We start from the raw sequence: 25,236 nt of genomic DNA, 5'->3' as shown, positions 1-25,236 counted from the left end.
CTTTACCAATACCCTCTATGTTTAAAAAAATAACAAATTGGTATAGAAAAAATATATATAACTGCAATTAACGGCAGCGAATACCATGGATATATGATAAGATTTATAATAACAATAGCAACTAAAATCATTGCCAGCGATAAATATTCAGGTTTAATACTCAAATTTTTTGTTGAGATTGTAGGAAGCCTACTAGCAAGTAGAAAAGCTATAATAGCCAAATATATATTAATTGTTATAGTGTGAGTACGGGTATTGATATTTAATAACGTACCGATTTCAAAATCTATCATTACAGGCGTTAAAGCAAGTAAAGCACCGCATGGGGCAGGTACACCGGTAAAAAAATATTCAGTTTTTTTATCTTGTTTCGGTTGATAAATACCAACGTTAAAACGAGCTAAACGTAGTGCCATACACACTATAAATAATAGCATTACTGCTGATGAAAATACCTTATATTCATATTGCTGAAAAGACCATAAATATATCAGATAGGCAGGAGCTATACCAAAATTAGCAAAATCGCATAATGAATCAAGCTCTGCACCAAATGGGCTAGTTGCATTTAGTATCCTTGCTATTCTACCGTCGATACCATCAATAATTGCCGCTACTATAATGCAATATACTGCAAGTTCCCATCTACTATCCAAAGCAAATTTTATAGAACTCATACCGGTTACTAAACCAAGCAACGTAATAAAGTTGGGAATTAATTTTATTAGAGGTACAGGCTTAGTTATTATAGATTTACGAATTTTTAACAATTTTAATACTCAAAATGTATTTATAATGTCATTGCGAGGAAAAACTGTAAGTTTTGACGAAGCAATCTCAGGATGCTTGACAAGATTGCCGCGTCGCGTCGCTCCTCGCAATGACGACCTTGAAGTTACGAGACTACTTCCTCTCAAACTTAAATTCTGCTGTCTTTTTACGTCCAAAATCAGCAATGATAGTTTCACCACCTATAGCAGTCTGCCCTTTACTCACTAATAAAGCTGTTTTCAACGGTAGATAAACATCTACTCTGCTACCGAAACGAATTATACCGTATCGCTCGCCTGTTTTAACTTCATTACCCTCTTCTAAATCACAAACTATACGCCTTGCTATAAGTCCTGCTATTTGAACAAAAACGATTTTCTGCCCTTGATCAGTTTCCATTAATACTGATTGACGCTCATTATAAATACTAGCTTTATCAAGTGAAGCATTAAAAAACTTTCCGGGATTATAATGAAGTGCTAAAATTTTTCCGTTTGCCGGGATTCTATTAACATGGACATTAAAAATATTTAGAAAAATACTAACTCTAATCATTTCCACATCACCAAGACCTAATTCCGGGGGCGGCAATGCTTCCTTAATTTCTTGAATTATTCCGTCTGCAGGACTTATTACCAGATCATCACTTATAGGCACAAAGCGATCAGGATTACGGAAAAAATAAATACACCAAGCAGTAGCGATAAATCCAATACAGCCAAGTTTTTCATTAAATGATGCTAATAAAAAACTTACTAATGCAAAGCTAGCAATAAATATATATCCTTCGCGGTGAATAATTTTAAATAAATCATTATATTGTTTCATTTTAATCCCTATGAATCTTCTTAACGCGAATAGCGAATTATTATATAATCCGCTATTCGGTTAAAATATTGAATATAAAAGGTGGAAGCCGCCTTCCACCTTTTATATGAATTAAGTATATATGTTATTTTTAGCAAAAATTTATAATTTTTTACTGAATATAATAACATATTATTTTGAAATCGGGGTGAAGAACCGCTTCAAACCCCGATTTCTACAACTTTTAGATCAATAGTAAATTACGTAAGTAATTTGCTATTGGCGATTCTTATTATTTTTAACTATGCCTGCTCTACTTTATCCTCTTGGTTCTCACTCTCATCTTCATCTTCTTCTTGAGGGGTAGCCTGGGCTTCTTGAGCAGAACCAAGAGCATATACGCATAAATCCGGAAGTGGAACACTGTTTTTTTTGGCAAGATCATTTAGCTGTGATATTGCTTTCATAACCTCATCAGGAATAGTACCGCCTCTTTCGTCAGATAACCATTTTGCTTGAAATTGTAGCGGATGATGCCCTTCTTGAGGCGTACCTATATAAAACTTAAACTTGGCTCTTTTTCCACCAAAATCGCAGTCAAATTCAAACTCTTTATAATGTGCCATAACTTTATGAATTAATAATTATATTAATATTATTATATTCTAACAATAAAAATGCAAATCTAAAATAATTTCTGTCCAAGAGGTTACTGTATCAGTTACTTTAAAGCTAATTAAAAGCTTTTTTGCTACAAATTATAAGATTTTTTTGAAATAGGAACTACTATTCCTTCTAAAATCTTATTAATTTTCGCTATAAAATCTCTTTAATTATCAATTAAAATAACTGATACATATAACCTCTAATATTTTTTAAGTTTCTTAGTAATATAACGATTTGAATATATAAATTTATCGTTAGAATCTATAATTATCCCGCCTGCTTCCTTAATAAGAAGCTCAAATGCATAATATAATGTAAAATTTAATAATGATAAACATATTAAATCCGCTTTACCTGATGCTATAAGCGTAGCCCCATAGCAAGGAGAGCCAAAAGATCTAATATTATCTACCTCTATCTCCTCCAAATCATTATGATTTAAACCTTCAATAATTGCTAAACAATTTTTTAAATCGGCATTATCGGAAACTCTAAGTCTTAATCCTTGATAATTAGAGTTTAAATTATTTTTTTCTATCCAAGCTCCTTTACCTTTTTCAGCATAATAAATTTCATTAAGAGCAGGAAAATATATTACTGTAGAAGTAGGAGTTAAAACTTCTTGATTCCTTTTTAAATAAGTTACGGATATCGCAAAAAAAGGTATGCTTCTAGCGAAATTATTTGGGCTATCTATAGGATTAATTAAAAAAACACTCTCATAATTATTATTTAAATCGAATTGATCCTCTGGAAAAAATAAATATTGTGTATGTTTTTGTAATTCTTCACATAATAAAGTTTTTAATCTTAAATAAGATCGCTTACAAAATTCTTCATTTCTTACAGAATTTTTTTGTAGCATTTCGAGTTCTAAAAAATCTCTATGCAAAAACTTAACTGCTTTACGCAGGGCATTAATTAATAAATTAGTTATAGGTTGCATTTATATTTTAGTAGTTAATTTATTGTGTCATTTACGCTTTTAGAAGCGTTGTTGCATGGATCGGTTTTCCGTCATTGCGAGAAGAATTACACAGTAATTCGACGAAGCAATCCAGTAAAAAATTCTGATTTACAGAATTTTTTTATTATTTTTTCTGGATTGCCACGCAGTCTACGACTGCTCGCAATGACGATTCGGGTATTTTAGCTAGACATGACATCCACGGTTCAATAAAACAACTTACTTTGCTCGCTCGACATATGTCATATCATCAGTTTTAACAACAATTTTTTCTCCTACTTCTAAATATTGCGGGACCTTAACTTTAATACCGTTTTCTAAAATTGCCGGTTTATAAGAAGCGGTAGCGGTTGCTCCCTTTATTACCGGATCAGTTTCATTAATTTCAAGTATAACAGTTGGAGGAAGCTCAATATTTAAAGGCTTCTCATTATAAAATTCGACTTTAACAATCATATTTTCAGTTAAGAAAGGTAATTTTTCTTCTAAAATTTCCTTGGAAACATTTATTTGTTCAAAATGTTTGGTGTCCATCAATACCAAATCATCACCTTCAAAATATAAAAATTGATAATCTTTTTGTTCAAGTTCGGCTTTTTCTAAATAATCGGAAGAACTGAATCTTTCGTTACGCTTTGTCCCTGTTTTTAAATTTTTCATCTCAACTTGTACATAAGCTCCACCTTTCCCTGGTTGAGTATGTTCCGGTGTTTTGCTTACAACCCATAAATCATTATTATAAACTAATATGTTACCTGTTCTAATTGAATTTGCTGAAATTTTCATATATTATACATTTAAGACTTAAAATTAAAGTATAAATATACAAATTATTTCCTTTAAAAACAAGAATTTAATCTTATGACCACAATATTAGTAGTAGATGATATAGAAACCAATATTAAGTTACTGACAGCCAAACTTTTAAAAGAGTATTATACGGTTCTTACTGCAAATAGCGGCAAAGAAGCACTAGCAATTCTTAAAAAAGGAAAAATTGATATTATACTACTTGATGTTATGATGCCGGAAATGGATGGATTTGAGGTATGTAAAACGATAAAAACTGATCCGGAAACTACTCATATACCGGTCGTAATGGTAACTGCACTTTCTGATATTGATGATCGAGTTAAAGGTCTTGAGGCAGGCGCTGATGAGTTTTTAACAAAGCCGGTTAACGATACTGCTCTATTTGTAAGACTTAAATCGCTATCTAGAATGAAAAGCTTAATTGATGAGTTAAAGCTTCGTAATAGCACTAATGCATTATTAGGCGTAACAAATATCGAAATACATGACACTTTTGCAGATAAAAAAATATTACTAATTAATGATGATGTGGTACAAGCTAAAAATATAAAACAAATGTTACTTAAGATTACCCAAAACGTAAAGGTAATAAGTAATTCCGATGAATTAGATATTATAAATGAATATATACCCGATTTAGTAATTATCAGTAGTACGCTCGAAAATGAAGATCCTTTGAGAATCAGTGTTATTTTAAGAGGTAAAGCAGAAATAAGCGGCGTGGTAATAATTTTACAAATTGATGAAGACGGTATGCCTTTAGTTGTGAAAGGTATTGAACTCAGTATTAATGATTATTTCGTTTATCCTATAGAGGAAAGCGAATTACTTGCTAGAATTAGAACACAATTAAGGCGTAAGCAATATCAAGATAATTTACGTAATGACCTTGAACAAAGTGTTAATTTAGCAGCTAAAGACGGCTTAACCGGCTTATTTAATCGTCGCTATTTCGATATACACCTCAAACAAATGATTGAGAAAGCTAATAAAGAAAGTATTAAATTATATTTACTTATGTGCGATATCGACAATTTTAAACACGTAAACGATACTTACGGTCATCAAGCAGGCGATAAGGTTTTAACAATTGTATCCCGTATTTTGAAGAACACTCTTAGAGTAACAGACTTAATAGCAAGATTCGGCGGTGAAGAATTTACTATACTTTTAACGGATATAGATATTTCTAAAGCAATTGAAACTGCGGAGAGAGTTAGAGTTAAAATAGAATATATGGATTTTCATATTGAAGATCAAATTGAACCTTTAAAAAAAACTATTTCAATCGGAGTTACGGAATATAAAAAAGAAGAATCAATAGAATCTTTCATTGAACGTGCTGACAAAGCTATGTATGAGGCTAAAACAATGGGTAAAAATAAAGTAGTAAAATTATAATTGATTTTTTAAAGTAAAAAAATAATGAGAAATTCTTCCAAAAAACATCTTGATTTACCATATAGACCAGGAGTCGGCATGATGATATTAAATGCCGATAACCATATATTCGTCGGTAAAAGAATAGATACAAAAATATCTGCATGGCAAATGCCGCAAGGTGGGATAGTTCCCGGCGAAACACCAAGTATTGCAGCAATGCGTGAGATGTTAGAAGAAATAGGAAGCGATAAAGGATATATTATTGCCGAAAGCAAATGCTGGTATAGTTATGATGTACCAAGCTTTTTAATACCTAAATTGTGGAACGGTAATTTTCGCGGACAAAAACAACGCTGGTTTTTAATTAGATTTACCGGAAATAACGAAGATATTAATATAAATACCTCTAATCCGGAATTTGACCAATGGCGTTGGGCATCACTTGACGAACTATTATCTATTATAATTCCTTTCAAACGGAAACTTTATCAAGCCGTCGTAAAAGAATTTGAATCATTAATTCAGTAAAAATTTTATATATACCTCTCATAAATGAAGAATTGGTAGACGAAGTTTAATTTGGAAAAGAGCGAGGCATCTTGAAGCTGATAAACGCAGCGTACATACTAGTACGTGAGGATTATCAGCAAAAGATAACATAATAGCCAATTTTTCAAATTAAACGAGTATACTTAATTATTTAGAGCCCCTTGATCCTCTATTTGACCTAAACATATATTATGTTGATCACTATCATCATGGTAATCAGAATTTATATGTACCTTAATTTTATTAGCTATGTATCTTATGCCTAATATACTTAATGTTACTGCTGTTGTAATACAGATAAATATAGTACTTGTAGCAGCACTATTTACCTCTCTATCACCTTCAATTAATTCATTTATAGCACTAAATAATGAAGTATCCGTATCATTGCCTAAAGTAAATACAACACATTCATTTGTTCCTCTAGACAATAAACTAATATCTTTATCGCAACTAGATTCGATCATATAATATGTACTATCATTCTTTATTAAGTTATAATTATTATCACCGATTATAATGTGCAGTAAATACATTTGCTAGGTTAGATATAGTTATATTAGCAATAAAATCTTTTACTTCTCTTATATGAAATAAGTTTATAATAAAATTATTTAGACAGTGATTTGTTGTTGTTTCAGTTTCCCAATTAACCGTATCAATTTGAGCTTCCGGCATTAAAAACCATGAATTTATATCTTCAAACGCAAATTTTAGTTCTCTAACCAATCCACATAAAATATATTTTTTATCAGCAATATGTACAAAGGTATGTTCAGGATGCTCATCTAAAAAATATGTAGAACTATTAGAAAAAGGTTTTAAATGTACAGAATATACCTTATTTCTATCAAGGCTTTGGTCATAACTATTTTCACTAGAATCAGCTGATATTAAATTTGGTAATAAAACAAGTCTACAAAAATAACCGATTAAATTAACTATATTTGGTAAAAATTTAATATGATAATTTGGCATAACGTTACCTTATGTTTATTATAAACATGCCTTATTATTAAGAATATTGTTATAATTCAATTAATTTAATAAGAAATCATCGTTTAGCTGTTGATACTTGTGTGATTTTTGCTATTATTCTTTTCACTTAAGTAATTAATACTTTCTATCTTTGCAGCCAATATAAAGTCGTTTTCCGTAAGACCGTCGATTTTATGAGTCCATATTTCCACATCACATGCTCCCCAAGATATAGTTAAATCGGGATGATGTGCTTCCTGCTCTGCAATTTCAGTTATCTTATTTGCAAATTCCATAGCCTTTATAAAATTAGGAAATTTATATTTTTTATAAAGATGCCCTAATTCATTCACTTGCCACTTGCTTTGTAACTGAACTAGTAACTTATCAATTTCTTTTTTCTCAAGCGGCGGAATACCGCCCTCACATGGTATGCATTTTTTTCACTTAATACTGTCATAGTTTTTTATTAGACTTCCTGCATAAGTCATCTTATAAAGAGGAATTTGAAGGAGACACGGAACGCAGAACCGCAGCGTACACAAGCGTACGTGAGGATTCGAGTACCGGATCGACGTACAAATTACCTTTAGAAGTGACTTATGCAGGAAGTCTATTCTATATCAAAGTTAAAATATTGATCTTTATAAGGCTCATCTTCAAGTGTATAATGCCACCACTCAATCTGACATGCTTTAAAATTATGTTTTTGCATCTTAGAACGTAAATAATTACGTTTTTCTAAATATTGCTTATCAATTAATTTACTGTCATGATGTGAAGCTTCATCAAATAAGTCAAAAGAAGTATACATGTCTACCGTATTATCATCTAAATAGGATATAACACGTTCATCTTTCAATTTTCTCTTAATGACTTTTGGATTATTATTAACTTCCTTCTGAAGCTTTATTATTGATAAATCTACAGTACTACCCCTACTATGACTGGATTTTTCAGCTATATAACCTAGTGTAAAACATTTAGACTTATCTATATATGGGTAAAAGCTTTCCTTATTTTTTTGATCAATATTATCTTTGCTCCATCTTAAAAAATGTTGTACAGCTTTTTGCGGTCTATATGCATCATATATAATAAGTGAATAACCATCTTTTTTTATCTCAGCTTGTACTGCTTTAAGAGCCTTAGCAGCTTCTATGGTTAAAATTGCTTCTGGTGCTTTATAACCATCTACCTTTTTACCAACAAAATTTTCATCTGAATAATAACGCATATTTTGAATAATTGTAGGGTCGATATCTTTCAGATACACGAACCCTTTAGGTAAGGATTTAGCATATATTGGAAAAAAGCTCATAAATATAAAAATCAAACTTGTTAAAATCAATTTCATAAAATGCTAGGTTCTGTGCACTTTTGATTAATGATTATAATTATGAGATATTTTTAAGCGAAAATTAATAAGATTTTTGAAGGAATAGTTATTCATATTTCAAAAAAATCTTATAATTTGCAGCTAAAAAGAGCCATAATTATGATTATTCTATTAAAAGTGCACAGAACCTAGGCTTTGTAAAGGTTTTTAATTGATTTGTTATTTTAAGATATTTTTTAGTGCAAATCAAATCTTTTTATAGATCTTCATAGAACCTAATATAAAATAGACTTCTTGTATAACCTCTTTCTAAAGGTAATCCAGTACTTGAATCCTCACATAGATTTGATACGTTCCGGTTCTGTGTTCCGTGCATCTTTTAAATTCCTCTTTATAAGATAGATTATGCAAGAAATCTAATATTTGGTATTGTTAACTAAAGAGAGATAATAGTAAAAAACTCAATGTCATCCCGTGATTTATTACATAGTACCGGACAATTTCTATTCTATGTCATTCCCGCAAAAGCGGGAATCCAGTACTTTAAAGCTTTTTTGAAAGCTTTATCTTTAAAAAAAACGATATAATAAAAAATCTTTAAAATTAAGATTTTTTAGACTGGCTCCCCGCTTTCGCGGGGATGACATCGAGGTCTTTTCAAAAACTGTCCTGTACTATAGATTTATTCACGGGATCCAAAAAAAATACCTAAACATCTAGTATTTTTAGTTGTTTTACTGGATCTAGTTCCCAAGCCACGGGATGACATCTCTCTTTAGTGAGCAATACCTAATTATTTATATATTTATCTTATACAAAATTTTATTAAAAACTATGGAATTATTAACAAAATAATTTTTAGCGAAAATTAATAAGATTTTTGTAGGAATAGTTAATCCTATTTCAAAAAAATCTTATAATTTGTAGCAAAAAGTAATTTAATTAGCTTTAAAATTTATTTTGTTAACAGTTTTATAGTAAACTCAACCCAATTTTGTGACAGACAGGAGGATATTAAATAGACGAGACGATAAACAACGAAGCACAAAGTTCAAATCAGTTTAATATAGAACTTTCAAAAAGATGAATGAATGGTAGCGAGGGAGGGATTTGAACCCCCGACACACGGATTATGATTCCGTCGCTCTAACCAGCTGAGCTACCCCGCCAGGGGAGAAGTGTTTATATAATTTATTAAGATCGTAGGCGTTGTCGTATAGGCTTGTTTATGTCATTCCAGCAGCGGCGGGAATCCACAAAAAAACTAACCAAAGACTGGAGATCCTGCGATCAAGTCGACCTTGTTGTATGGCTCAAAAAACCTACTCTATGTCATCCCCGCATTGATCAATTTTACCTCTGTCTCATCCCCGTGGCTTGACCACGGGATCCAGTTAAAAATACTAAAATTATTAGTATTTTTTATTGTTTTTCTGGACCCCGTGGTCAAGCCACGGGGTGACACAGTAGGTTTTACCGATCCACGCAATAACAAAAAATGCAGCAATGGCAACAGCCAAATCTCAAATTTTATCTTAACGTTTAGAGAATTGTGTTTTCTTACGTGCTTTACGTTGTCCGTATTTCTTACGCTCTACTACCCTAGAATCACGTGTTAAAAGACCGCCTTTACGCAAAATAGCATGAAAATCCGGAGCAGATTTATCTAAAGCTTTAGAAATTCCATGTAAAATAGCACCTTTTTGTCCTGAAATTCCTCCACCTCTAACAGTACAAATTACATCATACTGATCAATAGTTTTTGTTAAGACAAACGGCTGTAAGATAGTTTTCACATAAGTTTCAGAAGGAAAATACTGGTCTATTGTTTTTTTATTAACAACTATTTTTCCTTTTCCTACTTTAAGCCATACTCGTGCTATAGCATTTTTTCTTTTACCTGTAGCATAAAACTTGCCTGAATTATCTATTTTTTCTTTAGGAGTTTTTAATACCGGTTTTAAAGGCTCTTTAGTTAACTGCTTTTCTACTTTTTCTGTTTTAATTTTTAACTCGGTCATATTCTATTACTTTTTATTTTTTGGATTTTGGCTTGCAAAATCATAAACAGTAGGTTGCTGTGCCATATGAGGATGATCACCATTTGCATAAACATACAAATTACTCATTTGCTTAGCACCTAAAGCATTTCTTGTAATCATTCTTTTTACGGCCATTTTAATAACTCTCTCAGGGTGTTTACCGCTTAAGATTTTACCTGCCGTAGTATCTTTTATCCCACCTGGAAATCCTGTATGTCTGTAATATATTTTTCCGTCTTTGGGATTCGCTTTTTTACCTGTTAATTTTACATGCTCTGCATTTATTATGATTATATTATCACCACAATCTAAATGAGGCGTAAAGCTAGGCTTATGCTTACCGCGTAGCATATTAGCAACTCTGCTAGCGAGTCGTCCTAGTACAATATTTTTTGCGTCTATGACCCACCATTTCTTTTCAATTTCCGATGGCTTTGCCGAGTAAGTTTTCACAATAGTATCTATTTTAATTAGAATTTAAAATTAAAGAATCAAGAAACATATTTAATAGCATTAATACCCGCTATCTGTCAAGCTAAATATAATCTATTTACTTCCGAATATTATTTTTCTATCGGTAGAAAAATATAAATTATTATTTGCCATTAGCCCATAATAACGAATATTTTTTATAATTTTGACAATATGAGGCATCATGTTTAATCCATTATTATCAACATCAAAACTATATAAAACACCGTTAACGGAAATAACATTTAAACTTCGTTTATTGTTATTATCAACTCCAACAAAAGGTACTAAAAAAGTAGCAGATTTTAGTTTCTTAGGATCTTTTCCATCATTTAAATCAGCTACAAACTTTACTTTCCCTGTTTCAGGATTAAATGCTGCTATTTGTCTAGCATTATTTGTTACAAATAGGCTATTACCGATTAAAGATATTGATTGAATATCCTCGGCATTTACCTGCCAAATCACACTACCGGTTGCTATATTAAGCTTAATAAGCTTACCAAGACCGGTCGCTATATACAGATTCATATTATCATGAACGGGGGTACATAAAATACTTGATTCGTCAAAATTCGGTATAGCTGTACGATCATTAAGATTTACAAACTCAAAATTCCATCTTACTTCACCGTTTTTTATATTTAAGGCAAGTACTTGACCGGAATTATAAGTTACTATTACATTATCATGCTGTACTATCGGCGTCATAAAATAACTAGCCGATAAAACTTCCGCTAGGCTTTCATGTTCCCATACGGTTTTTAAAGTTTCTGCATTTAAAGCAATAGTTTGATTACTGATAGTTTGCACTAAGACAGTATTATCATTTAGCACAATAGGCTTAATTCTAATAATATCCGGAAGTTCTTTTCTAATTATTTCATAACCTGATTTTGCATCTAGTACTACTAGCAGCCTTGAACCGTATGTTACGTATAATTTTCCGTTATGGTGTAAAATTCCGCCACCTATATAATTATCTTTTTTATGTCTACTTAAATTATAAGACCAAATAATCTTATTTTTCTCTATAGAAAATGCAGAAATATTCGATCTAATATCTAATGCATAAATCATATCGCCTATAAAAATCGGCTCAGTAATTGTTTTGCTTCTAGCGAAACTATACTGTTTATTCTTAAGCATATTTGTATTAAATGTATATATATTTGCATTAGAATCTAAATATATAGGCTCATTAGTCTGAATTGCTAATTTAGGAGTCAACTCAACAATATTTTTTACCCTTTTTGGTCCAAGCCCGTTACATGAAATTAAAATAAAAGGTAATAACAGAAGTGCTATTTTTTTTGTCATATTTTTCCTTAAGTACAAATTATTATTTATTTAAATTTACAAGCAATGCTTTAGCCTGATCTTTTATTAGATCAGATACATTATTTGAAATTAATAAATTTTTTAGATTTTTTTCTGCTTGCGGTTTCATATTATTCTTAATATCCCACATAGCTTTTATGATAGTTGCTGTAGCCCAAAAAGGTTTTTTCTCGTCATCAAAATAGTTTAAATATTTTGTCAATTTTTCTTTATCTTGAATATCTAGATTTTGATCATCAATAACAAGACCACACCATGAAATACGTGCATAAGAAGTAGAAATTTCGGAATATTCTTTATTTTCAATAATTTTATTAAGCAGGTCTTTCGCTTCTGAATATTTTTTTTCCGAAATCTTTATGGCTACTTGTTCTAATGCAGCTATTTCTTTTATTTTAGTATTACTAGTAGTAACTAAATTCTCTAAAGTATTAAAAGCTAATTCTTCATTATCTTTTGTTGTTTCCAAACCAACAGTCTTAACAAGAATATCTCCGTTTTTTTTGTTATTTTTAACTCTTTTATCTTTATTATTATTAATAACAACCATTATAGTAATAGCTATTATAGAAATGATTATTATTATAGGTAAAAGCTTTTTGAAAAAAATTAACCTTTTTTCTTCATTTTGATCACTCAGTACTTCATCCAAAATATCAGTCATATTTTATTATTTTTATTTATTTTTACAGCCAAATTTAATCTTAGCATCTTCTGCCATTTTCTTGGATGCGGCAGTTCTATTAGTTGGAAATTCCTTATCAAGCTTAGCAAGCATATTACATGCTTCCTGAGTTTTTTTTAGTTCGCCTAAGGAAAGTGCTAACTTCAATAATCCATCGGAAGATTTTGCCCCTTTCGGCGACTCTTTATAGCCTTTTAAATAGTTAACCGCGGCTCCGTTATAGTCTTTTTGTTTAAAAAAGCATTCCCCATACCAGAAATAAGCATTACTAATTAGCGAACTGTTAGGATATTTTTGGATAAAATTTTTAAACTTATCTTTTGCTTCAGTAAGTTTATTATCTTTATAAGCAGCAAGAGCCAAATCGTAAGCTTGCTTATCAGGAGCTATATCCTTATTAACCGCAATAGCTTTTTTAGGAGCATTATCCGGCATATCTTTAAGCAAAGCTATATCAAAAACATCTTGTTTTTTTGAATCACCGGCTTCTAAAACTTCAGTATTTTCTTCTTGATTTGGAATATTTGAGTTCTGCGTTAGCATATCAATTTTATGCTGTAAAACCTCAACTTTACCGATTAGCCTTCTGATTTCTTGTTCCTGTTCATCTAGTCTATTTTCAAAATCATTATTTGCTGCATATTTTAAAGGCTTTCCTTTAATAGTTTCGCTTTCTCCAAAAGAAAACATAGAAAATAAAAAAGTAAATAATAAGATAATAAGCTTCATATATTTTTTTAAAATTTATAATTTTTTTATAATACCGAAAATTTTTTAATATTCCACACAATTTTTTATATTTCGGAATTACCTAAAAAGGCACTTTTGTTTTATACAACACTTAATAAAGACCTTATTGTCATTCCCGCCTACGCGGGAATGACATATAGGCATTCTATCTCAAACAATTCTTTTTAGGCAATGCTTATATCTCAATACTACCATCATATGTAAAAGTTATTGTTATGGTGGTACCTTCATTTATCTTACTTTGCAAATCAAATTTACCGTTCATAAGTTCAACCAGCTTTTTAGTGAGCGGCAGCCCAAGACCGGTACCTTCATATTTTCGACTAAGCTCACTATCAATTTGACCGAACGCCGATAAAGTTTTTGGGATATCTTTTTCCTCAATACCGATACCGGTATCTATAACTTTTATATATACTAATTTTGCTAACTCATCTTTTTCAAGTGCAATAGTAACACTTCCTCCGGAATTTGTAAATTTCACGGCATTTGATAAAAGATTTAAGAATACTTGTTTTAGCCTCTTTGGATCAGCCTTTATAACCACATGCTCTCTCGGTAATCTACTAATTAAAGCCACTTCGGCTTGATCGGCACGAGGCTTAACAAGTATCAGCGAAGAACTAATTAATTTATTTAAATCAAGATCTATACTATCTACTTTTAATTTATCGGCAGAAGCTTTAGAAAGATCTAAAATATCATTAATCATACTAAGCAAATGTTTACCGGCATCATTTATATCTTTAATATAATTTTTACTTTTTTCTGCATCTCTTTCCGACATAAGAATTTCCGAAAAGCCTATTATAGCATTAAGCGGTGTACGCAATTCATGACTAATATTGGCAAAAAACTTTGTATTTGAAGAGCTGGTTTTTTCTACTTTTACTATTTGAGCTTTTAAATTTCTATTTGTTTCAAGCTGCTTCTCAATAATTTGTCTAGCATAGTTAGTATTACTAATAATTATAGTGCAGAATATTATAAAAATAATGATAAAAGTTATAAAAACCTTTTGCTCAAGAGAGGTTATATTTTGCCACTGGCTGGTAATATTAGTATTAATCTCAAATACTGCATCTACGGGAAAATCTAAATTATTATCTATAACAGGGATATAGCTAGTAACAAAAGAAGCTTCTTCCACTGTTAAATCACTTTCATTTTCTATTACTACCCTTGGTAATAATATATGACTTGTAATACCCTCAAAAGCATCTCGAAGCGGAGCTTTTGAAGTAAAGGATTTTAAAAAAAATTTATCGATTTTTGCAGTAAATATCTCAACCAAACTATCATCTTTATAATTGTCTACACTATACATATGTAACATATTACTAGTGATGAATTTATTACCTTTGAGATCGTAGAGAGAAATATTAATATTAAGATTGGTGAACCATTGAGCGGTAATCTTTGCAAAATTAATAAAATCTTGATCTTGTAATAATTTTAAATAATCGAATTTATGTAATTTACTGATTACGTTCTGATGAGTATTCCAAATATTATCAGTGTAAAGTTCTACAATTTTAGTATGTTCCAAAGCCACTTGTTTTACTATCATTTCTTTTATCATAAAATAACGATAAAACATCATATTTATGACAATATTAAGAAATAATATAATAAATGACAATCTTACTATATACTTATTATGGTTCATTACGAGACCTAGTAGTTATTTTTAGCTCAACGGATGTCATTCCTGTGGAAAGCTTGCTTGCATACCAAATCGTCATAAGCTACGCAACTAAAGGCATTGTTGCATGGATACTGAAAGTCGTCATTGCGAGGAAATTACGAAGTAATTGACGAAGCAATCCAGTAAAAAATTCTGATTTACAGAATTTTTTTTATTATTTTTCTGGATTGCCGCGTCGCCTACGGCTCCTCGCAATGACGACTCGGCATCCATGCAGCAAAACCTAGAATGACATTATCCTCTCTACTTATCTTCTTGTTTAACTTTCTCTTTCGTTTCCAGCTTCTTATTAATAATCAACCCTGTAATTACATCATAAGCACGAGCAAATTGATAATCTTTTTTGTATAATTCCGATAATTCATTCTCTTCTTGTTTATTATTTTTGGCTTTTGTTTCTTTTTTGCTATCTTTGTTTTTAGATGAATTATCTTTATTTTTTTCATTATCATTCTTTAAGTAATTTTTTAAAGAACTTTCTGAAAAACGCTTATCTATTTTTTTCACCTCAGGATATTCGACTTTTGCGGGCTCAATTAAAATATCAGGCTCTATTCCTTCTGCCTGAATAGAACGACCGCTTGGGGTGTAATATTTAGATATAGTGAGTTTTACGGCAGCCCTAGAATTGATTTGCGTTAAAGCCTGAACTGATCCTTTACCAAAAGACTTAGTGCCAAGTATTATTGCTCTTTTATGATCTTGCAAAGCTCCGGCAACTATTTCCGAGGCAGAGGCAGAATTACCGTTTATTAAAACTATCATAGGTACTTTAGGAGCTTTTAAAGAAAACTCATTTGCTTTAGTTTCGCTATTACTTGATGTAGTTCTACCTTTTGTTGTTACAATTACACCGGAATCAATAAAATAATCACTAACGGCAATAGCTTGATCTAGTATACCTCCGGCATTATTACGTAAATCTAGAATTATACCTTTTAGGTCATCTTTACTTTCAGTTTTTAACTTCTTTACTGCTGATTTCAGCTCAGAAATTGTTGACTCATTAAAAGTAGTTATACGTATATATGCAATATTATTTTTTTCTAAATGTGCTTTTATCGGCTTGATTTTTACTATTTCGCGAGTAAGCTCTAGCTCTTGCGGTTTTGCCTCTTCTTCCTTAATTATCAACAATTTAACCTTAGTACCAGGCGTACCACGCATCTCTTTTATAGCTTTATTAGGTCCAAGCGTAGAGACTAACTCGTCATTCACGCCTACTATATAATCCCCGCCTTTAAGCCCTGCTTTGAAAGCCGGCAAATCGTCAATAGGCGATATTATCTTAATTGCTCCGCTATCATACATTATTTCAACACCGATTCCGCCGAATTCACCTTTTGTAAAAGTAAAAATATCTTCTAAATCCTCATCGGTATAATAGCTTGAATGAGGATCAAGCGAGTTTAACATACCGTTAATTGCCTCATCTATCATTTTTTGCCTATCGGGTACCTGTACGTAATCCTTTTCAATACGTTCAAATACGTCTTGAAATTGCTTATAAGCTTCCTGATTTGATATTTTATTTTCAGTTTCTTTTTCTTCTTCTGCAAATGCACAAATAGAATTTATAATAAAAAATAGTGTTATAATTAAACGTAATAACATAATACTCCGAATATGTGTGTGTTTTAAGTTTTTAAAACGTCATTGCGAGCAGTCGTAGACTGCGTGGATACCCAGACCGTCATTGCGAGGAGCGAAGCGACGCGGCAATCCAGAAAAATAATAAAAAATTCTGTAAATCAGAATTTTTTACTGGATTGCTTCGTCAAAACTTACAGTTTTTCCTCGCAATGACGGAAAAACCGAGTCATGCGGGCAACGTTGACAATGCCTCGCAATGACACCTTGTCTTAAATATCCAACTCGTTAATAATTTTATCCATTTTAACTAAAGCCTGTTCATAAATAAATTGAAATCTTTTTTCCGGCTTTTTACCCATTAAATCATCTACTATTTTATCGACATTTTGGAAATCTTCTAAAGTTACCTTTAAAAGCGATCTTTTTTCCGGATGCATAGTAGTTTCCTTTAATTGTGCAGGCATCATTTCACCGAGACCTTTAAACCTACCTACTTCAATTTTAGCTTTACTAGCTTTCGATAATTTATCCGTTAACTTAGCTTTTTCCTCTTCATCACCTGCATAATAAGTTTTATTAGACTGCGTTAAACGATAAAGCGGAGGCTTAGCTAGATATAAATGCCCCTCTTCTACCAATTTCGGCATTCGTAAAAAAAAGAAAGTCATTAATAACGAAGCTATATGAGCACCGTCAACATCTGCATCAGTCATAATAATTATTTTTTCGTAACGCAAATTTTCTTTTTTATAATTCTTTAAACTACCGCAGGCAAGAGCTATTTCTAAATCTTGTATTGCTTGATTATTAACGATTTTCTCAAGCGTAGAACTCGCAACATTTAGAACTTTACCCCATAGCGGTAATACTGCTTGCGTTTCTCTATTACGTGCTTGTTTTGCAGAGCCTCCTGCCGAATCACCCTCTACAATAAATAATTCCGTCCCTTCAGGTGAAGTTCGTGTACAATCGGCAAGTTTACCGGGTAAACGTAATTTTTGAGTGGCATTTTTACGGGAAATATTTTTTTCGTTTTTCTTACTTATTCTAAACTCAGCAATAGCAATTACATGCTCAAGTAAATTAGTAGCTAAAGCTTTATCGCTACTAAGAAAATGATCAAAATGATCTTTTATTATATTCTCGACAGGTTTACTTACGCCGTTTGATACTAATTTTTCTTTAGTTTGTCCTTGAAAAGACGGCTCAGCTATAAAAATAGAAAGTACGACACTTGCGGTTTCTAAAATATCCTCAATAGTTAGATTAGCAGCTTTTTTATTCCCTATCATTTCACCGTATGCTTTAAGCCCACGTAAAATAGCCGACTTAAGACCTTGCTCATGCGTTCCTCCTTGAGGAGTCGGAACAGTATTACAATATGATTGAATAAATGCCGAGTTATCATTATTTTGCCAACAAATCGCCCATTCAAGTTTTATCTCGTCCGGCGTAGACTCTATATTACCTGAAAAAATTTCCGGAATAATTAAATTATCTAAAGTTATTTTTGAACTTAAATAATCTTTTAAACCGTTCGGGAAATTTATTAATGCCTTTTTAGGTATATCTGACGGTACTTCTACTTCGCATTCCCATTCTATAGTAACACCGCGATATAAATAAGCTTTTGACCTTGCAAGCTCATAAATCTTTTTAGGGTTAAAATGTAATTTTTCACTAAAAATTTCCGGATCTGGAGTGAAATTTATTGATGTACCTCTTAGCCTTTTAGATGCTTCTTCACATATTAAATCAGTTAATTTTTCTCCTTTAGAATAACTTTGGCTATATAATTTACCTTGTTTATAAACCTTTATTTCTAAATGTTTAGATAAAGCATTTACTACCGATATTCCAACACCATGCAATCCGCCTGCAGTATGATAAACATTATTTGAGAATTTACCTCCTGAATGAAGAGTAGTTAAAATTACTTCTAAAGCTGATTTGTCAGGAAATTTAGGATGATTATCAATAGGAATACCGCGACCGTTATCAAATATAGTAATACTATGATCCTGATGCATTTTTATCGTGATGATGCTTGCAAAGCCGGCGACTGCTTCATCCATAGCATTATCCAGCACCTCAGATACTAAATGATGCATAGCATTTGAATCAGTACCCCCGATATACATCCCCGGTCTTTTACGAACAGGCTCAAGCCCTTCTAATACTTCAATATCTTTTGCACTATAGTTATTATCGACTAGCTTATTTTTCTTTTCTTTGTTAAAGCTGAATAAATCGCTCATATATTAGAGATTTAATTAATTATTTTCTTTCCTAAATAAACTATTTAACATAGAAAAGCAATTAAGCTTTAAAGAAATTGTTTTGAAAATTCTACGTCATTGCGAGCAGGTATTGCCTGCACGGATACCTAAGTCGTCATTGCGAACGACCGTAGGGAGTGCGGCAATCCAGCAAAAATAATAAAAAAATTCTGTAAATCAGAATTTTTTACTGGATTGCTTCGTCAATTATTTCATAATTTCCTCGCAATGACGGAAAAATCGAGCCATACAACAACGCCAATACCACACGGGAATGACATAATTAGTTATACCCCTTAGCTTTGATTAACATGCAAGCTATGTTAGCGTTTCCTTGAGCTAATGCAATATCTAACGGATATTGACATTCATCATTTAGAGTAGAGATTTTAATACCTCGTATGACCAAAAATTTTGCTAAATAGTAATTATCGTTATAAATAGCAGCAGTTAGTAATGTTTCACCGCTTTTACTTTTTTCTTGCAATATTGGATAAACGTCAAGTAACGCACGCAACCCAAAAAGATTATTTCTATCAACTGCTCTAAAAGCATTATCTACTGCCTTACAATAAGATAGATTGGCATAAATATCTTTCTTTTTATTTATATCATTATCATATTTAATAAAACTCTCTACAACTTTTCTTCTTTCAGCACTTGCTATCCATTCTTCTTTCTTTTGGAACAGTTCTATATATGCATACATATCCATCTGCTCTAAAGTTGCTTGCTCTGTTAATTTACCAAGAACTATATCATCATCAGGCAAAAGCAACATTTGTGTTTCATCTTTAACGAATTTTGTTGTCGATTCCGAGGTTTCATTATTCACCTTATTATCTTGTTTTTGAATCGTGACATTTGGAGAGCTTACCGGAGGTGATTTCTCTTGATTATTTGTAGTTTGATCATTATTAATTTGCTTCTCTAAAGGCTGAGATTGAGGTTGATTCGGCTTCACTACAACAACTGGTATAAGCGGAGTATTCCAATCTTGTTTTTTTGGGACATCTGAAACAGCAACAAATGTCTCTTGCGAGTTATTTATTTCCGCCGAAGAATCAGTTGTAGGAACTACTTTAGACGGAGTAGTAACGGGTGTATTTGGGCTAGGAGGTAGTATAGGCTGTGTAGAAGGTTGATTTGTAGGCATTACCGGAGGTGCAGGTACATTACTAGGTACTGCCGGAGTTTCTGCAGGAGGTACCGTTGTCGGCATAGTACTAGGGGTAGTAGTATCTTGGGTTACCGGCGGGCTGACCACAGGCGGAGAAACAGCAGGCATATTAGATATAGATTGCGGTGCTATCGGTGCTACGCTTTCTTCCTCTTTATTAGCATCAGGAGGGGGATTAAGCGGAATAGGCTTATGCACAGGCGGCAAATTGGTTGGTTTATATATTTGCACCGGTCGCTGCGGAGGCACTACATAACTTCCTGCTTGAGCCGGAGGCATAGATACTATCGGTCTCGGTACATTAGAAGTTATAATATTAGAAGCTAAATTTGTATCTTTATGCTCATTAGAAGCAACTTCTTCCTCATGTATTTCATTACTTGTAGCACTAGGTAACTTTGCACTACCAATATCTATAAAAGGTTCAGATGTTTCCGATTCATTAGGTTCTTGTTGTGTAACTTGTATATCCGGTGTGTTATAATGAGAAGCTAAATTTGTACTATTTTCATGTTCGGTATTTGTATGAACATCATTACTTGCAGCACTAGGCAATGCTGTACTACCGACATCTGTACTACCGACATCTATAAACGGTTTAGATGCTTCGATTTCATTAGATTCCTGAATGTCATGAGAAGCTAAATTTACACTATTTTCATGTTCATTACTTGCGGTGGCACTAGGCAACGCCGTATTACCGGTATCTATAAAAGGTTCAGACGCATCAGCTTCAGTATGCTCTTGTGAAGCTAGCTTTGGCTCTTCTTGAGGAGCTGCTTTAGTTTGTTCATTTGGCTGTTTAGGGGGGATATTTTTCTTTTTTGATTTACTAAAAAATTGCTTAAATTTATCAAAAAAAGAAATATCGGAATTAGAGCTAACATCCTTGTCTTTAGTATCTACTTCGGCAGCCGGTAATGATGGCGGTAAGGGCGGAGGGGAAGCATAACTTTGCACTGCAACCAATAACAGATTGATAAAAAATAATATCTTACATAATTTATTTAACATATAATTCCTTATTAAATAATTACAAACAGATGTCATTCCCGCGTGGCATTGTTGCGTGGACCTGCTTTTCCGTCATTGCGAGAAGAATTACGTAGTAATTCGACGAAGCAATCCAGTAAAAAATTCTGATTTACAGAATTTTTTTATTATTTTTTCTGGATTGCCGCGTCGCTTCGCTCCTCGCAATGACGATTAGATATCCACGCAACAATACCTTCCCGCGTAGGCGGGAATCTAGGATAAAGCGAGATAAATCGAGCTTTTAAAAAGCTTTAAAGTACTGGATTCCCACCTACGCGGGAATGACATCTACCTACCTCTTACTATTCTGCACCAATTTCTTTATTTCAATTTCTACTAACTCTTTAACAAGTACAGGTAGATTTTTATCAAGCCAAGCTTTAAGTTCCGGTTTTAACATCTGGACGACTAATTCTTCAAGTGCATTTTTAGATGAGATATTATTATCCAGCTTTTTATCTTTAATAGTATCGGTAAAATTTTTAAAAATATCACCTACCGCTTCAGCAGATTTAGTTGATATTAACTTTTCTTCCTCATCTTGATTTACTATTTCCGTTAGCTCTAATATATCTTCATCTTCACTATCATTTTCATAAATAGGATTTTTACGCTCGTTAATTACTCCTTTAATCGATTTTAATATGTCTTCTACAGACATATCTTGGTTCTTTTTATTTTCCTTACTCACGTTAGAAACCTATAAACATTTTCTTTTTAATAGTCTTAAACTCTTCTTCAGGACTAAAATATTTTACTTTAAGTTTTAAACTTTGAGCCGTTAGCTCGCCGGTTAACAATTTCATTTGATATGCTGCAAGTACTGAATTCTTATACGCATCCACACGAGTTATTTTTGCTTCATACAATTTTTGCTCAGCATCTAAAACATCGAGTATAGTTTTGGAGCCGACTATTTCCTCTTGCACCGTACCATCATATGATATTTGTGCAGCCTCCACACCTTGATCAGCTGCAACAATACGAGATTTTGCTGCTTCAAATCCTTCCCACACGCTTACAACACCCGCTTGTGTCTGCTTTATCGCACTATCAAGCTGAACTGCACTATTTCTTGTTTGGTTTTTAGCTTTTCTAATTTCTGAATATTGAGCCCCTCCATTTGGATAAATAGGGATATTTACCGAAAGAATAGTAGTATAGCTTTTACTGTTTATATTTTGAACAGCTGGATCTTGTGGATTATAGTTAGTTCTACCTGATTGCAACTTTACGCTTACTTGCGGCAATAATTTTCCTTTCTGCACCATTTCCAAAGCTTTCGCCGAAGTTACATTATGTCTTGCCGAATCAATATCAGGGTTTAATTTAACGGCTTTTCTTGTTAACTCATCCAATGAAGCAGGTAATCTATCAGGTAAATTAGGCATAGTTATATCTTTAGGCTCTATACCGAATACTCTAATAAAATTTGCTTTTTTTCCTTGAAAATCGGCATAGGCAGCTAGTTTATTCGTTTCTGCCGCTGCAAGCCCTGCTCTTGCAGTTGCTATATCTATTGCCGTTGCTTCCCCTAGTCTTAATTTCTCTTCAACAGTGTTAACTTGTTGTATGTTAGTACGAACCCTACTTTCAGAAATATCATATTTCTCTTTGCTCTCAAAACAATCAAGATAAGCAGTTATTAAATTTAATAATATTTTTTGTTCGCCGGCATAATATTCGCCTCGTGACGCTCTAAACCCTGATTGAGCAGCTTTAAGAGCCGCAACACTAGAACCACCGCTAAATAATGATTGCTCAATTGTTAATGCACCTTGATTGCTATCTGTCTCTCTTGGAGTAAGACCAAGCCTATCAGTATATTTTTTATTATATTTAGTCTTACTATTTTGTCTATTAATCTGCAATCCGGCACTAGGCATAAATCCTGAGAAAGCTTGAGGGAACTGCTCAATCGCATTCAAAAACTTAATTCTAGCAGCTTTCAGCTCCTCATTATTCTTATATCCTTCAGTTAAAGCTTCCTGCAAATCAACAGCGACAACCGAACCAGTTAGTAATAATGTGATAATAAATGTAGTTAATTTACGCATAAATTTTTTGAATAATTGATAATATGTTAGTTAGATTAGTTTAATCTTTCAAGAATATACCTATATCCCAATAAACAATATAAATCTATTGTAGCAATGTTAGCACGTAATATAACAAAAATTAATCTCAAGGGCAATGATAACTATTTTACATTTTATTTTACGGTTATAAAGCTTTAAGATTAATTAATATTTGGTAACAAAATAATAAATTTTATGTCTATAATTGATTTTTCTAGTTTTAGTGGATTAAATAAAGAACAACAAGAAGAACTACAAAGACTTTTAATAAAATTAAACGGTTTTACAAAATCTTTGAAAATGAATGTAAAAGATTTAGAAGATCATTTATTTTATATTTTACAAAATTCTTTAAATGAATTATCTCACACTGAAAATATTGATGTAGAGAAAATAGAAAAACTTTTTAATAGGACAATCCAAGAATCTCTAGCTACTTTATCTGAAGCACTTGAGAAAGCATATCAAGAACAGTTAAAAACAAAAGATATCTTTTTATTTGACGGGATTATTGTAGAAAAATGTTTAAACGTTTTAGAACAAGTTTTAAAATTTCAGCAAGAATTAGATAAACTCTATCCTGGAGCTTCTAAAAAAATTATAGAATCATTAGAAAATATATTAGTCGGGGTTATATCCACTCAAATACCGATGCTTGGAATATTTATACAAACAAGCGGAATACTTGAAAAAGTAAATAATCTTATTGACTCTGAAAAACTATTGCCAAAAATAACAAAATTGCATAATGATATAAAAGAAATAAGAGAAGAGGCTAAATCTAATGAGAAGCTTGAAAACATCTATGAAAAAGCCAAGAAAGTTGCCGCAATTTCAGAAATATCAAAAGAACCGCCTCAAAAAATTATTGAAATAGCAAATAAAAACCCTAATAACCAAGCTTCACTAGAGAATGCTGCAAAAGCTACTAAAGCTATACCAAAAAATAAAGATGAAGTAGAAGAAAAAATAGCAGAACTAAAAAGTAATATTGAAAATGCAATTCCACAAGATATAAATATTGACAAATTAAACTCTGTAAAGAATACTATTTCGGATAATCTAAATGAAGCTAAAACAGAATTATTAAAAGTATTAAATCCGGAAGCTTCTTTTGGCGAAAAGATAGAATCCTTATGTAAAGCCGCAGAAAAAGCTATGGAACTTGCAAGTGACATAAAAAAAATAGTAGGAGTAATACCAGGAAGTAAAGAACTCGGAAATGTTATAAGTCTAACAATAAAAACTAACTTATTACCGCCTCCTGTCTTAGCAGTTGCAAAGCTAGCTCCTGATATAGCTAACTTAGTTAATATAGGTAAAGCAGTGGTTACGATGCTTTCTAAAACACAAAACTTAACTCAACAACAAGGAAGAGCAAAATAGTGTCTAATTCTAATACTCATATTTTAATTGCCATAGGTTGCTTAGCATTATTATTAATATTTTTAATGTATAAGAAAATAGCAGCACGTAAAAAAAATATATTACCTACTGAAGGAGGTAATATTGATGATTCGCCAAATGTTGCCCTTAATAGTCAAAAACCGGAAAATAAAAAGCTGACATTACAAGAAAGAATAGAATTATCTTGGAAATTCCTTTACGACATTACGGAAGTTATTTTAAATAAGTTCTCTAAAGAAGATGTTATTCAAGTGAATAAATGCGGTCAAGTTTTATTTGAAAACGGCGTTAGATATGAACATGTAGTCGATCTTGCAATCCCTCAAGTCAAATCTCATACTCAAGCAGTTGAACAAGAACAATCTAAAGATAAAAAAGCCTTAGGGGTGTAATA

25 protein-coding genes, 1 tRNA gene and 4 pseudogenes are annotated in these 25,236 nt (G+C 32.0%); 7 read left to right on the top strand and 23 right to left on the bottom strand.

What is annotated here, in order from left to right:
• Positions 1–2 precede the first annotated feature (2 nt).
• The 7 genes and pseudogenes from pssA to efp all read right to left on the bottom strand — a co-directional run bounded on the left by pssA (position 3) and on the right by efp (position 3,997).
• Complete coding sequence (gene pssA, locus BN1174_RS05585; protein WP_040257187.1) at positions 3–770, bottom strand: CDP-diacylglycerol--serine O-phosphatidyltransferase; 768 nt, start codon at positions 768–770, stop codon at positions 3–5.
• Positions 771–779: 9 nt separating this feature from the next.
• The gene (locus BN1174_RS10085; protein ID WP_156138505.1) at positions 780–917 is read right to left on the bottom strand and encodes a hypothetical protein; all 138 of its coding nucleotides are present in this window, start codon (positions 915–917) and stop codon (positions 780–782) included.
• A complete protein-coding gene (locus BN1174_RS05580; RefSeq protein ID WP_011271361.1) occupies positions 904–1,599 on the bottom strand; it encodes a phosphatidylserine decarboxylase in 696 nt (231 codons plus the stop codon). The genes BN1174_RS10085 and BN1174_RS05580 overlap by 14 nt, the downstream gene beginning before the upstream one ends.
• A gap of 281 nt (positions 1,600–1,880) precedes the next feature.
• The gene (locus tag BN1174_RS05575) at positions 1,881–2,204 is read right to left on the bottom strand and encodes a DUF2610 domain-containing protein (protein ID WP_040257185.1); all 324 of its coding nucleotides are present in this window, start codon (positions 2,202–2,204) and stop codon (positions 1,881–1,883) included.
• Between the two features lie 239 nt (positions 2,205–2,443).
• A complete protein-coding gene (locus BN1174_RS05570; protein ID WP_040257183.1) occupies positions 2,444–3,190 on the bottom strand; it encodes an inositol monophosphatase family protein in 747 nt (248 codons plus the stop codon).
• Between the two features lie 58 nt (positions 3,191–3,248).
• Positions 3,249–3,384 (bottom strand): annotated as a pseudogene (locus BN1174_RS13145) (zinc ABC transporter substrate-binding protein); the annotation flags it as partial.
• A 46-nt stretch (positions 3,385–3,430) separates the two neighbouring features.
• On the bottom strand, positions 3,431–3,997 hold the full coding sequence (gene efp / locus BN1174_RS05565; RefSeq protein ID WP_040257180.1) for an elongation factor P: 567 nt from the start codon (positions 3,995–3,997) through the stop codon (positions 3,431–3,433).
• Positions 3,998–4,072: 75 nt separating this feature from the next.
• On the opposite strand from efp, the gene BN1174_RS05560 reads away from it, so the two are divergent.
• Entirely contained in the window at positions 4,073–5,425 is a 1,353-nt protein-coding gene (locus tag BN1174_RS05560; RefSeq protein WP_040257179.1) for a PleD family two-component system response regulator, read from the top strand.
• 24 nt (positions 5,426–5,449) lie between these two features.
• Positions 5,450–5,935: an RNA pyrophosphohydrolase gene (locus BN1174_RS05555; protein WP_008580323.1), complete on the top strand. Its 486-nt coding sequence runs from the start codon at positions 5,450–5,452 to the stop codon at positions 5,933–5,935.
• 164 nt (positions 5,936–6,099) lie between these two features.
• On the opposite strand, the gene BN1174_RS13140 is transcribed toward BN1174_RS05555, so the two are convergent.
• The 3 genes and pseudogenes from BN1174_RS13140 to BN1174_RS05540 form a co-directional block, all read right to left on the bottom strand.
• Positions 6,100–6,492, bottom strand: a complete 393-nt coding sequence (locus BN1174_RS13140; protein ID WP_231555811.1) for a hypothetical protein — start codon at positions 6,490–6,492, stop codon at positions 6,100–6,102.
• Positions 6,493–6,643: 151 nt separating this feature from the next.
• A pseudogene (locus BN1174_RS05545) lies at positions 6,644–6,934 on the bottom strand (hypothetical protein); the annotation flags it as partial.
• Between the two features lie 83 nt (positions 6,935–7,017).
• Complete coding sequence (locus tag BN1174_RS05540; protein WP_082022308.1) at positions 7,018–7,368, bottom strand: 4a-hydroxytetrahydrobiopterin dehydratase; 351 nt, start codon at positions 7,366–7,368, stop codon at positions 7,018–7,020.
• A 32-nt stretch (positions 7,369–7,400) separates the two neighbouring features.
• Here BN1174_RS05540 and BN1174_RS11810 point away from each other — a divergent pair.
• Positions 7,401–7,538, top strand: a pseudogene (locus BN1174_RS11810) (palindromic element RPE1 domain-containing protein); the annotation flags it as partial.
• 9 nt (positions 7,539–7,547) lie between these two features.
• Here the strand turns inward: BN1174_RS11810 and BN1174_RS05535 are convergent.
• The 10 genes from BN1174_RS05535 to parE all read right to left on the bottom strand — a co-directional run bounded on the left by BN1174_RS05535 (position 7,548) and on the right by parE (position 19,121).
• Positions 7,548–8,171, bottom strand: coding sequence for a M15 family metallopeptidase (locus tag BN1174_RS05535; RefSeq protein ID WP_231555892.1), 624 nt, complete (start codon positions 8,169–8,171; stop codon positions 7,548–7,550).
• A gap of 1,194 nt (positions 8,172–9,365) precedes the next feature.
• Positions 9,366–9,442 (bottom strand) — tRNA-Met (locus BN1174_RS05530).
• Positions 9,443–9,808: 366 nt separating this feature from the next.
• Positions 9,809–10,294, bottom strand: coding sequence for a 30S ribosomal protein S9 (gene rpsI / locus BN1174_RS05525; protein WP_040257175.1), 486 nt, complete (start codon positions 10,292–10,294; stop codon positions 9,809–9,811).
• Between the two features lie 6 nt (positions 10,295–10,300).
• Entirely contained in the window at positions 10,301–10,768 is a 468-nt protein-coding gene (gene rplM, locus BN1174_RS05520) for a 50S ribosomal protein L13 (RefSeq protein ID WP_014413045.1), read from the bottom strand.
• A 93-nt stretch (positions 10,769–10,861) separates the two neighbouring features.
• Complete coding sequence (locus BN1174_RS05515) at positions 10,862–12,106, bottom strand: outer membrane protein assembly factor BamB (RefSeq protein ID WP_040257171.1); 1,245 nt, start codon at positions 12,104–12,106, stop codon at positions 10,862–10,864.
• A gap of 22 nt (positions 12,107–12,128) precedes the next feature.
• Positions 12,129–12,791, bottom strand: a complete 663-nt coding sequence (locus tag BN1174_RS05510) for a DUF2659 family protein (RefSeq protein ID WP_040257169.1) — start codon at positions 12,789–12,791, stop codon at positions 12,129–12,131.
• 12 nt (positions 12,792–12,803) lie between these two features.
• Positions 12,804–13,541, bottom strand: coding sequence for a tol-pal system protein YbgF (ybgF, locus tag BN1174_RS05505; protein ID WP_040257168.1), 738 nt, complete (start codon positions 13,539–13,541; stop codon positions 12,804–12,806).
• A 196-nt stretch (positions 13,542–13,737) separates the two neighbouring features.
• Entirely contained in the window at positions 13,738–15,231 is a 1,494-nt protein-coding gene (locus tag BN1174_RS05500) for a sensor histidine kinase (protein WP_040257166.1), read from the bottom strand.
• Positions 15,232–15,513: 282 nt separating this feature from the next.
• The gene (locus BN1174_RS05495; RefSeq protein ID WP_040257164.1) at positions 15,514–16,884 is read right to left on the bottom strand and encodes a S41 family peptidase; all 1,371 of its coding nucleotides are present in this window, start codon (positions 16,882–16,884) and stop codon (positions 15,514–15,516) included.
• A gap of 248 nt (positions 16,885–17,132) precedes the next feature.
• On the bottom strand, positions 17,133–19,121 hold the full coding sequence (parE, locus tag BN1174_RS05490; protein WP_040257162.1) for a DNA topoisomerase IV subunit B: 1,989 nt from the start codon (positions 19,119–19,121) through the stop codon (positions 17,133–17,135).
• Positions 19,122–19,259: 138 nt separating this feature from the next.
• Between parE and BN1174_RS13130 the strand changes: the two are divergent.
• Positions 19,260–19,364, top strand: a pseudogene (locus BN1174_RS13130) (zinc ABC transporter substrate-binding protein); the annotation flags it as partial.
• Positions 19,365–19,425: 61 nt separating this feature from the next.
• On the opposite strand, the gene BN1174_RS05485 reads toward BN1174_RS13130, so the two are convergent.
• Entirely contained in the window at positions 19,426–21,336 is a 1,911-nt protein-coding gene (locus BN1174_RS05485; RefSeq protein ID WP_040257161.1) for an ankyrin repeat domain-containing protein, read from the bottom strand.
• 55 nt (positions 21,337–21,391) lie between these two features.
• Here BN1174_RS05485 and BN1174_RS10070 point away from each other — a divergent pair, with 55 nt between their 5' ends.
• Entirely contained in the window at positions 21,392–21,532 is a 141-nt protein-coding gene (locus BN1174_RS10070) for a hypothetical protein (RefSeq protein WP_156138451.1), read from the top strand.
• A gap of 117 nt (positions 21,533–21,649) precedes the next feature.
• On the opposite strand, the gene BN1174_RS05480 is transcribed toward BN1174_RS10070, so the two are convergent.
• Positions 21,650–22,048: a DUF2497 domain-containing protein gene (locus BN1174_RS05480; RefSeq protein WP_040257160.1), complete on the bottom strand. Its 399-nt coding sequence runs from the start codon at positions 22,046–22,048 to the stop codon at positions 21,650–21,652.
• Between the two features lies 1 nt (position 22,049).
• On the bottom strand, positions 22,050–23,414 hold the full coding sequence (locus BN1174_RS05475; RefSeq protein WP_040257159.1) for a TolC family outer membrane protein: 1,365 nt from the start codon (positions 23,412–23,414) through the stop codon (positions 22,050–22,052).
• Between the two features lie 216 nt (positions 23,415–23,630).
• Here BN1174_RS05475 and BN1174_RS10915 point away from each other — a divergent pair, with 216 nt between their 5' ends.
• Together BN1174_RS10915 and BN1174_RS05465 are read left to right on the top strand one after the other, a co-directional pair.
• Positions 23,631–24,821 carry a hypothetical protein gene (locus BN1174_RS10915; protein WP_040257158.1) on the top strand — a complete coding sequence of 397 codons (1,191 nt, stop codon included), beginning with the start codon at positions 23,631–23,633 and terminating at the stop codon, positions 24,819–24,821.
• Positions 24,821–25,234: a DUF2660 domain-containing protein gene (locus tag BN1174_RS05465; protein WP_040257157.1), complete on the top strand. Its 414-nt coding sequence runs from the start codon at positions 24,821–24,823 to the stop codon at positions 25,232–25,234. Before BN1174_RS10915 ends, BN1174_RS05465 begins: the two co-directional genes overlap by 1 nt.
• Positions 25,235–25,236 lie beyond the last annotated feature (2 nt).

Origin of the sequence: Rickettsia hoogstraalii (assembly GCF_000825685.1) — a bacterium.
GTDB classification, from domain to species: domain Bacteria; phylum Pseudomonadota; class Alphaproteobacteria; order Rickettsiales; family Rickettsiaceae; genus Rickettsia; species Rickettsia hoogstraalii.
Note: the sequence above shows the minus strand (reverse complement) of the source record. Positions and strands in the feature narration are given on the sequence as shown.

What these genes read in the sequence shown, in the direction of transcription:
- BN1174_RS05580 (WP_011271361.1), bottom strand. Translation starts at nt 1,599, where the DNA reads ATGAAACAATATAATGATTTATTTAAAATTATTCACCGCGAAGGATAT.
- BN1174_RS05575 (WP_040257185.1), bottom strand. Translation starts at nt 2,204, where the DNA reads ATGGCACATTATAAAGAGTTTGAATTTGACTGCGATTTTGGTGGAAAA.
- BN1174_RS05570 (WP_040257183.1), bottom strand. Translation starts at nt 3,190, where the DNA reads ATGCAACCTATAACTAATTTATTAATTAATGCCCTGCGTAAAGCAGTT.
- efp (WP_040257180.1), bottom strand. Translation starts at nt 3,997, where the DNA reads ATGAAAATTTCAGCAAATTCAATTAGAACAGGTAACATATTAGTTTAT.
- BN1174_RS05560 (WP_040257179.1), top strand. Translation starts at nt 4,073, where the DNA reads ATGACCACAATATTAGTAGTAGATGATATAGAAACCAATATTAAGTTA.
- BN1174_RS05555 (WP_008580323.1), top strand. Translation starts at nt 5,450, where the DNA reads ATGAGAAATTCTTCCAAAAAACATCTTGATTTACCATATAGACCAGGA.
- BN1174_RS13140 (WP_231555811.1), bottom strand. Translation starts at nt 6,492, where the DNA reads ATGTATTTACTGCACATTATAATCGGTGATAATAATTATAACTTAATA.
- BN1174_RS05535 (WP_231555892.1), bottom strand. Translation starts at nt 8,171, where the DNA reads ATGCGTTATTATTCAGATGAAAATTTTGTTGGTAAAAAGGTAGATGGT.
- rpsI (WP_040257175.1), bottom strand. Translation starts at nt 10,294, where the DNA reads ATGACCGAGTTAAAAATTAAAACAGAAAAAGTAGAAAAGCAGTTAACT.
- BN1174_RS05515 (WP_040257171.1), bottom strand. Translation starts at nt 12,106, where the DNA reads ATGACAAAAAAAATAGCACTTCTGTTATTACCTTTTATTTTAATTTCA.
- BN1174_RS05510 (WP_040257169.1), bottom strand. Translation starts at nt 12,791, where the DNA reads ATGACTGATATTTTGGATGAAGTACTGAGTGATCAAAATGAAGAAAAA.
- ybgF (WP_040257168.1), bottom strand. Translation starts at nt 13,541, where the DNA reads ATGAAGCTTATTATCTTATTATTTACTTTTTTATTTTCTATGTTTTCT.
- BN1174_RS05500 (WP_040257166.1), bottom strand. Translation starts at nt 15,231, where the DNA reads ATGAACCATAATAAGTATATAGTAAGATTGTCATTTATTATATTATTT.
- BN1174_RS05495 (WP_040257164.1), bottom strand. Translation starts at nt 16,884, where the DNA reads ATGTTATTACGTTTAATTATAACACTATTTTTTATTATAAATTCTATT.
- parE (WP_040257162.1), bottom strand. Translation starts at nt 19,121, where the DNA reads ATGAGCGATTTATTCAGCTTTAACAAAGAAAAGAAAAATAAGCTAGTC.
- BN1174_RS05485 (WP_040257161.1), bottom strand. Translation starts at nt 21,336, where the DNA reads ATGTTAAATAAATTATGTAAGATATTATTTTTTATCAATCTGTTATTG.
- BN1174_RS05475 (WP_040257159.1), bottom strand. Translation starts at nt 23,414, where the DNA reads ATGCGTAAATTAACTACATTTATTATCACATTATTACTAACTGGTTCG.
- BN1174_RS10915 (WP_040257158.1), top strand. Translation starts at nt 23,631, where the DNA reads ATGTCTATAATTGATTTTTCTAGTTTTAGTGGATTAAATAAAGAACAA.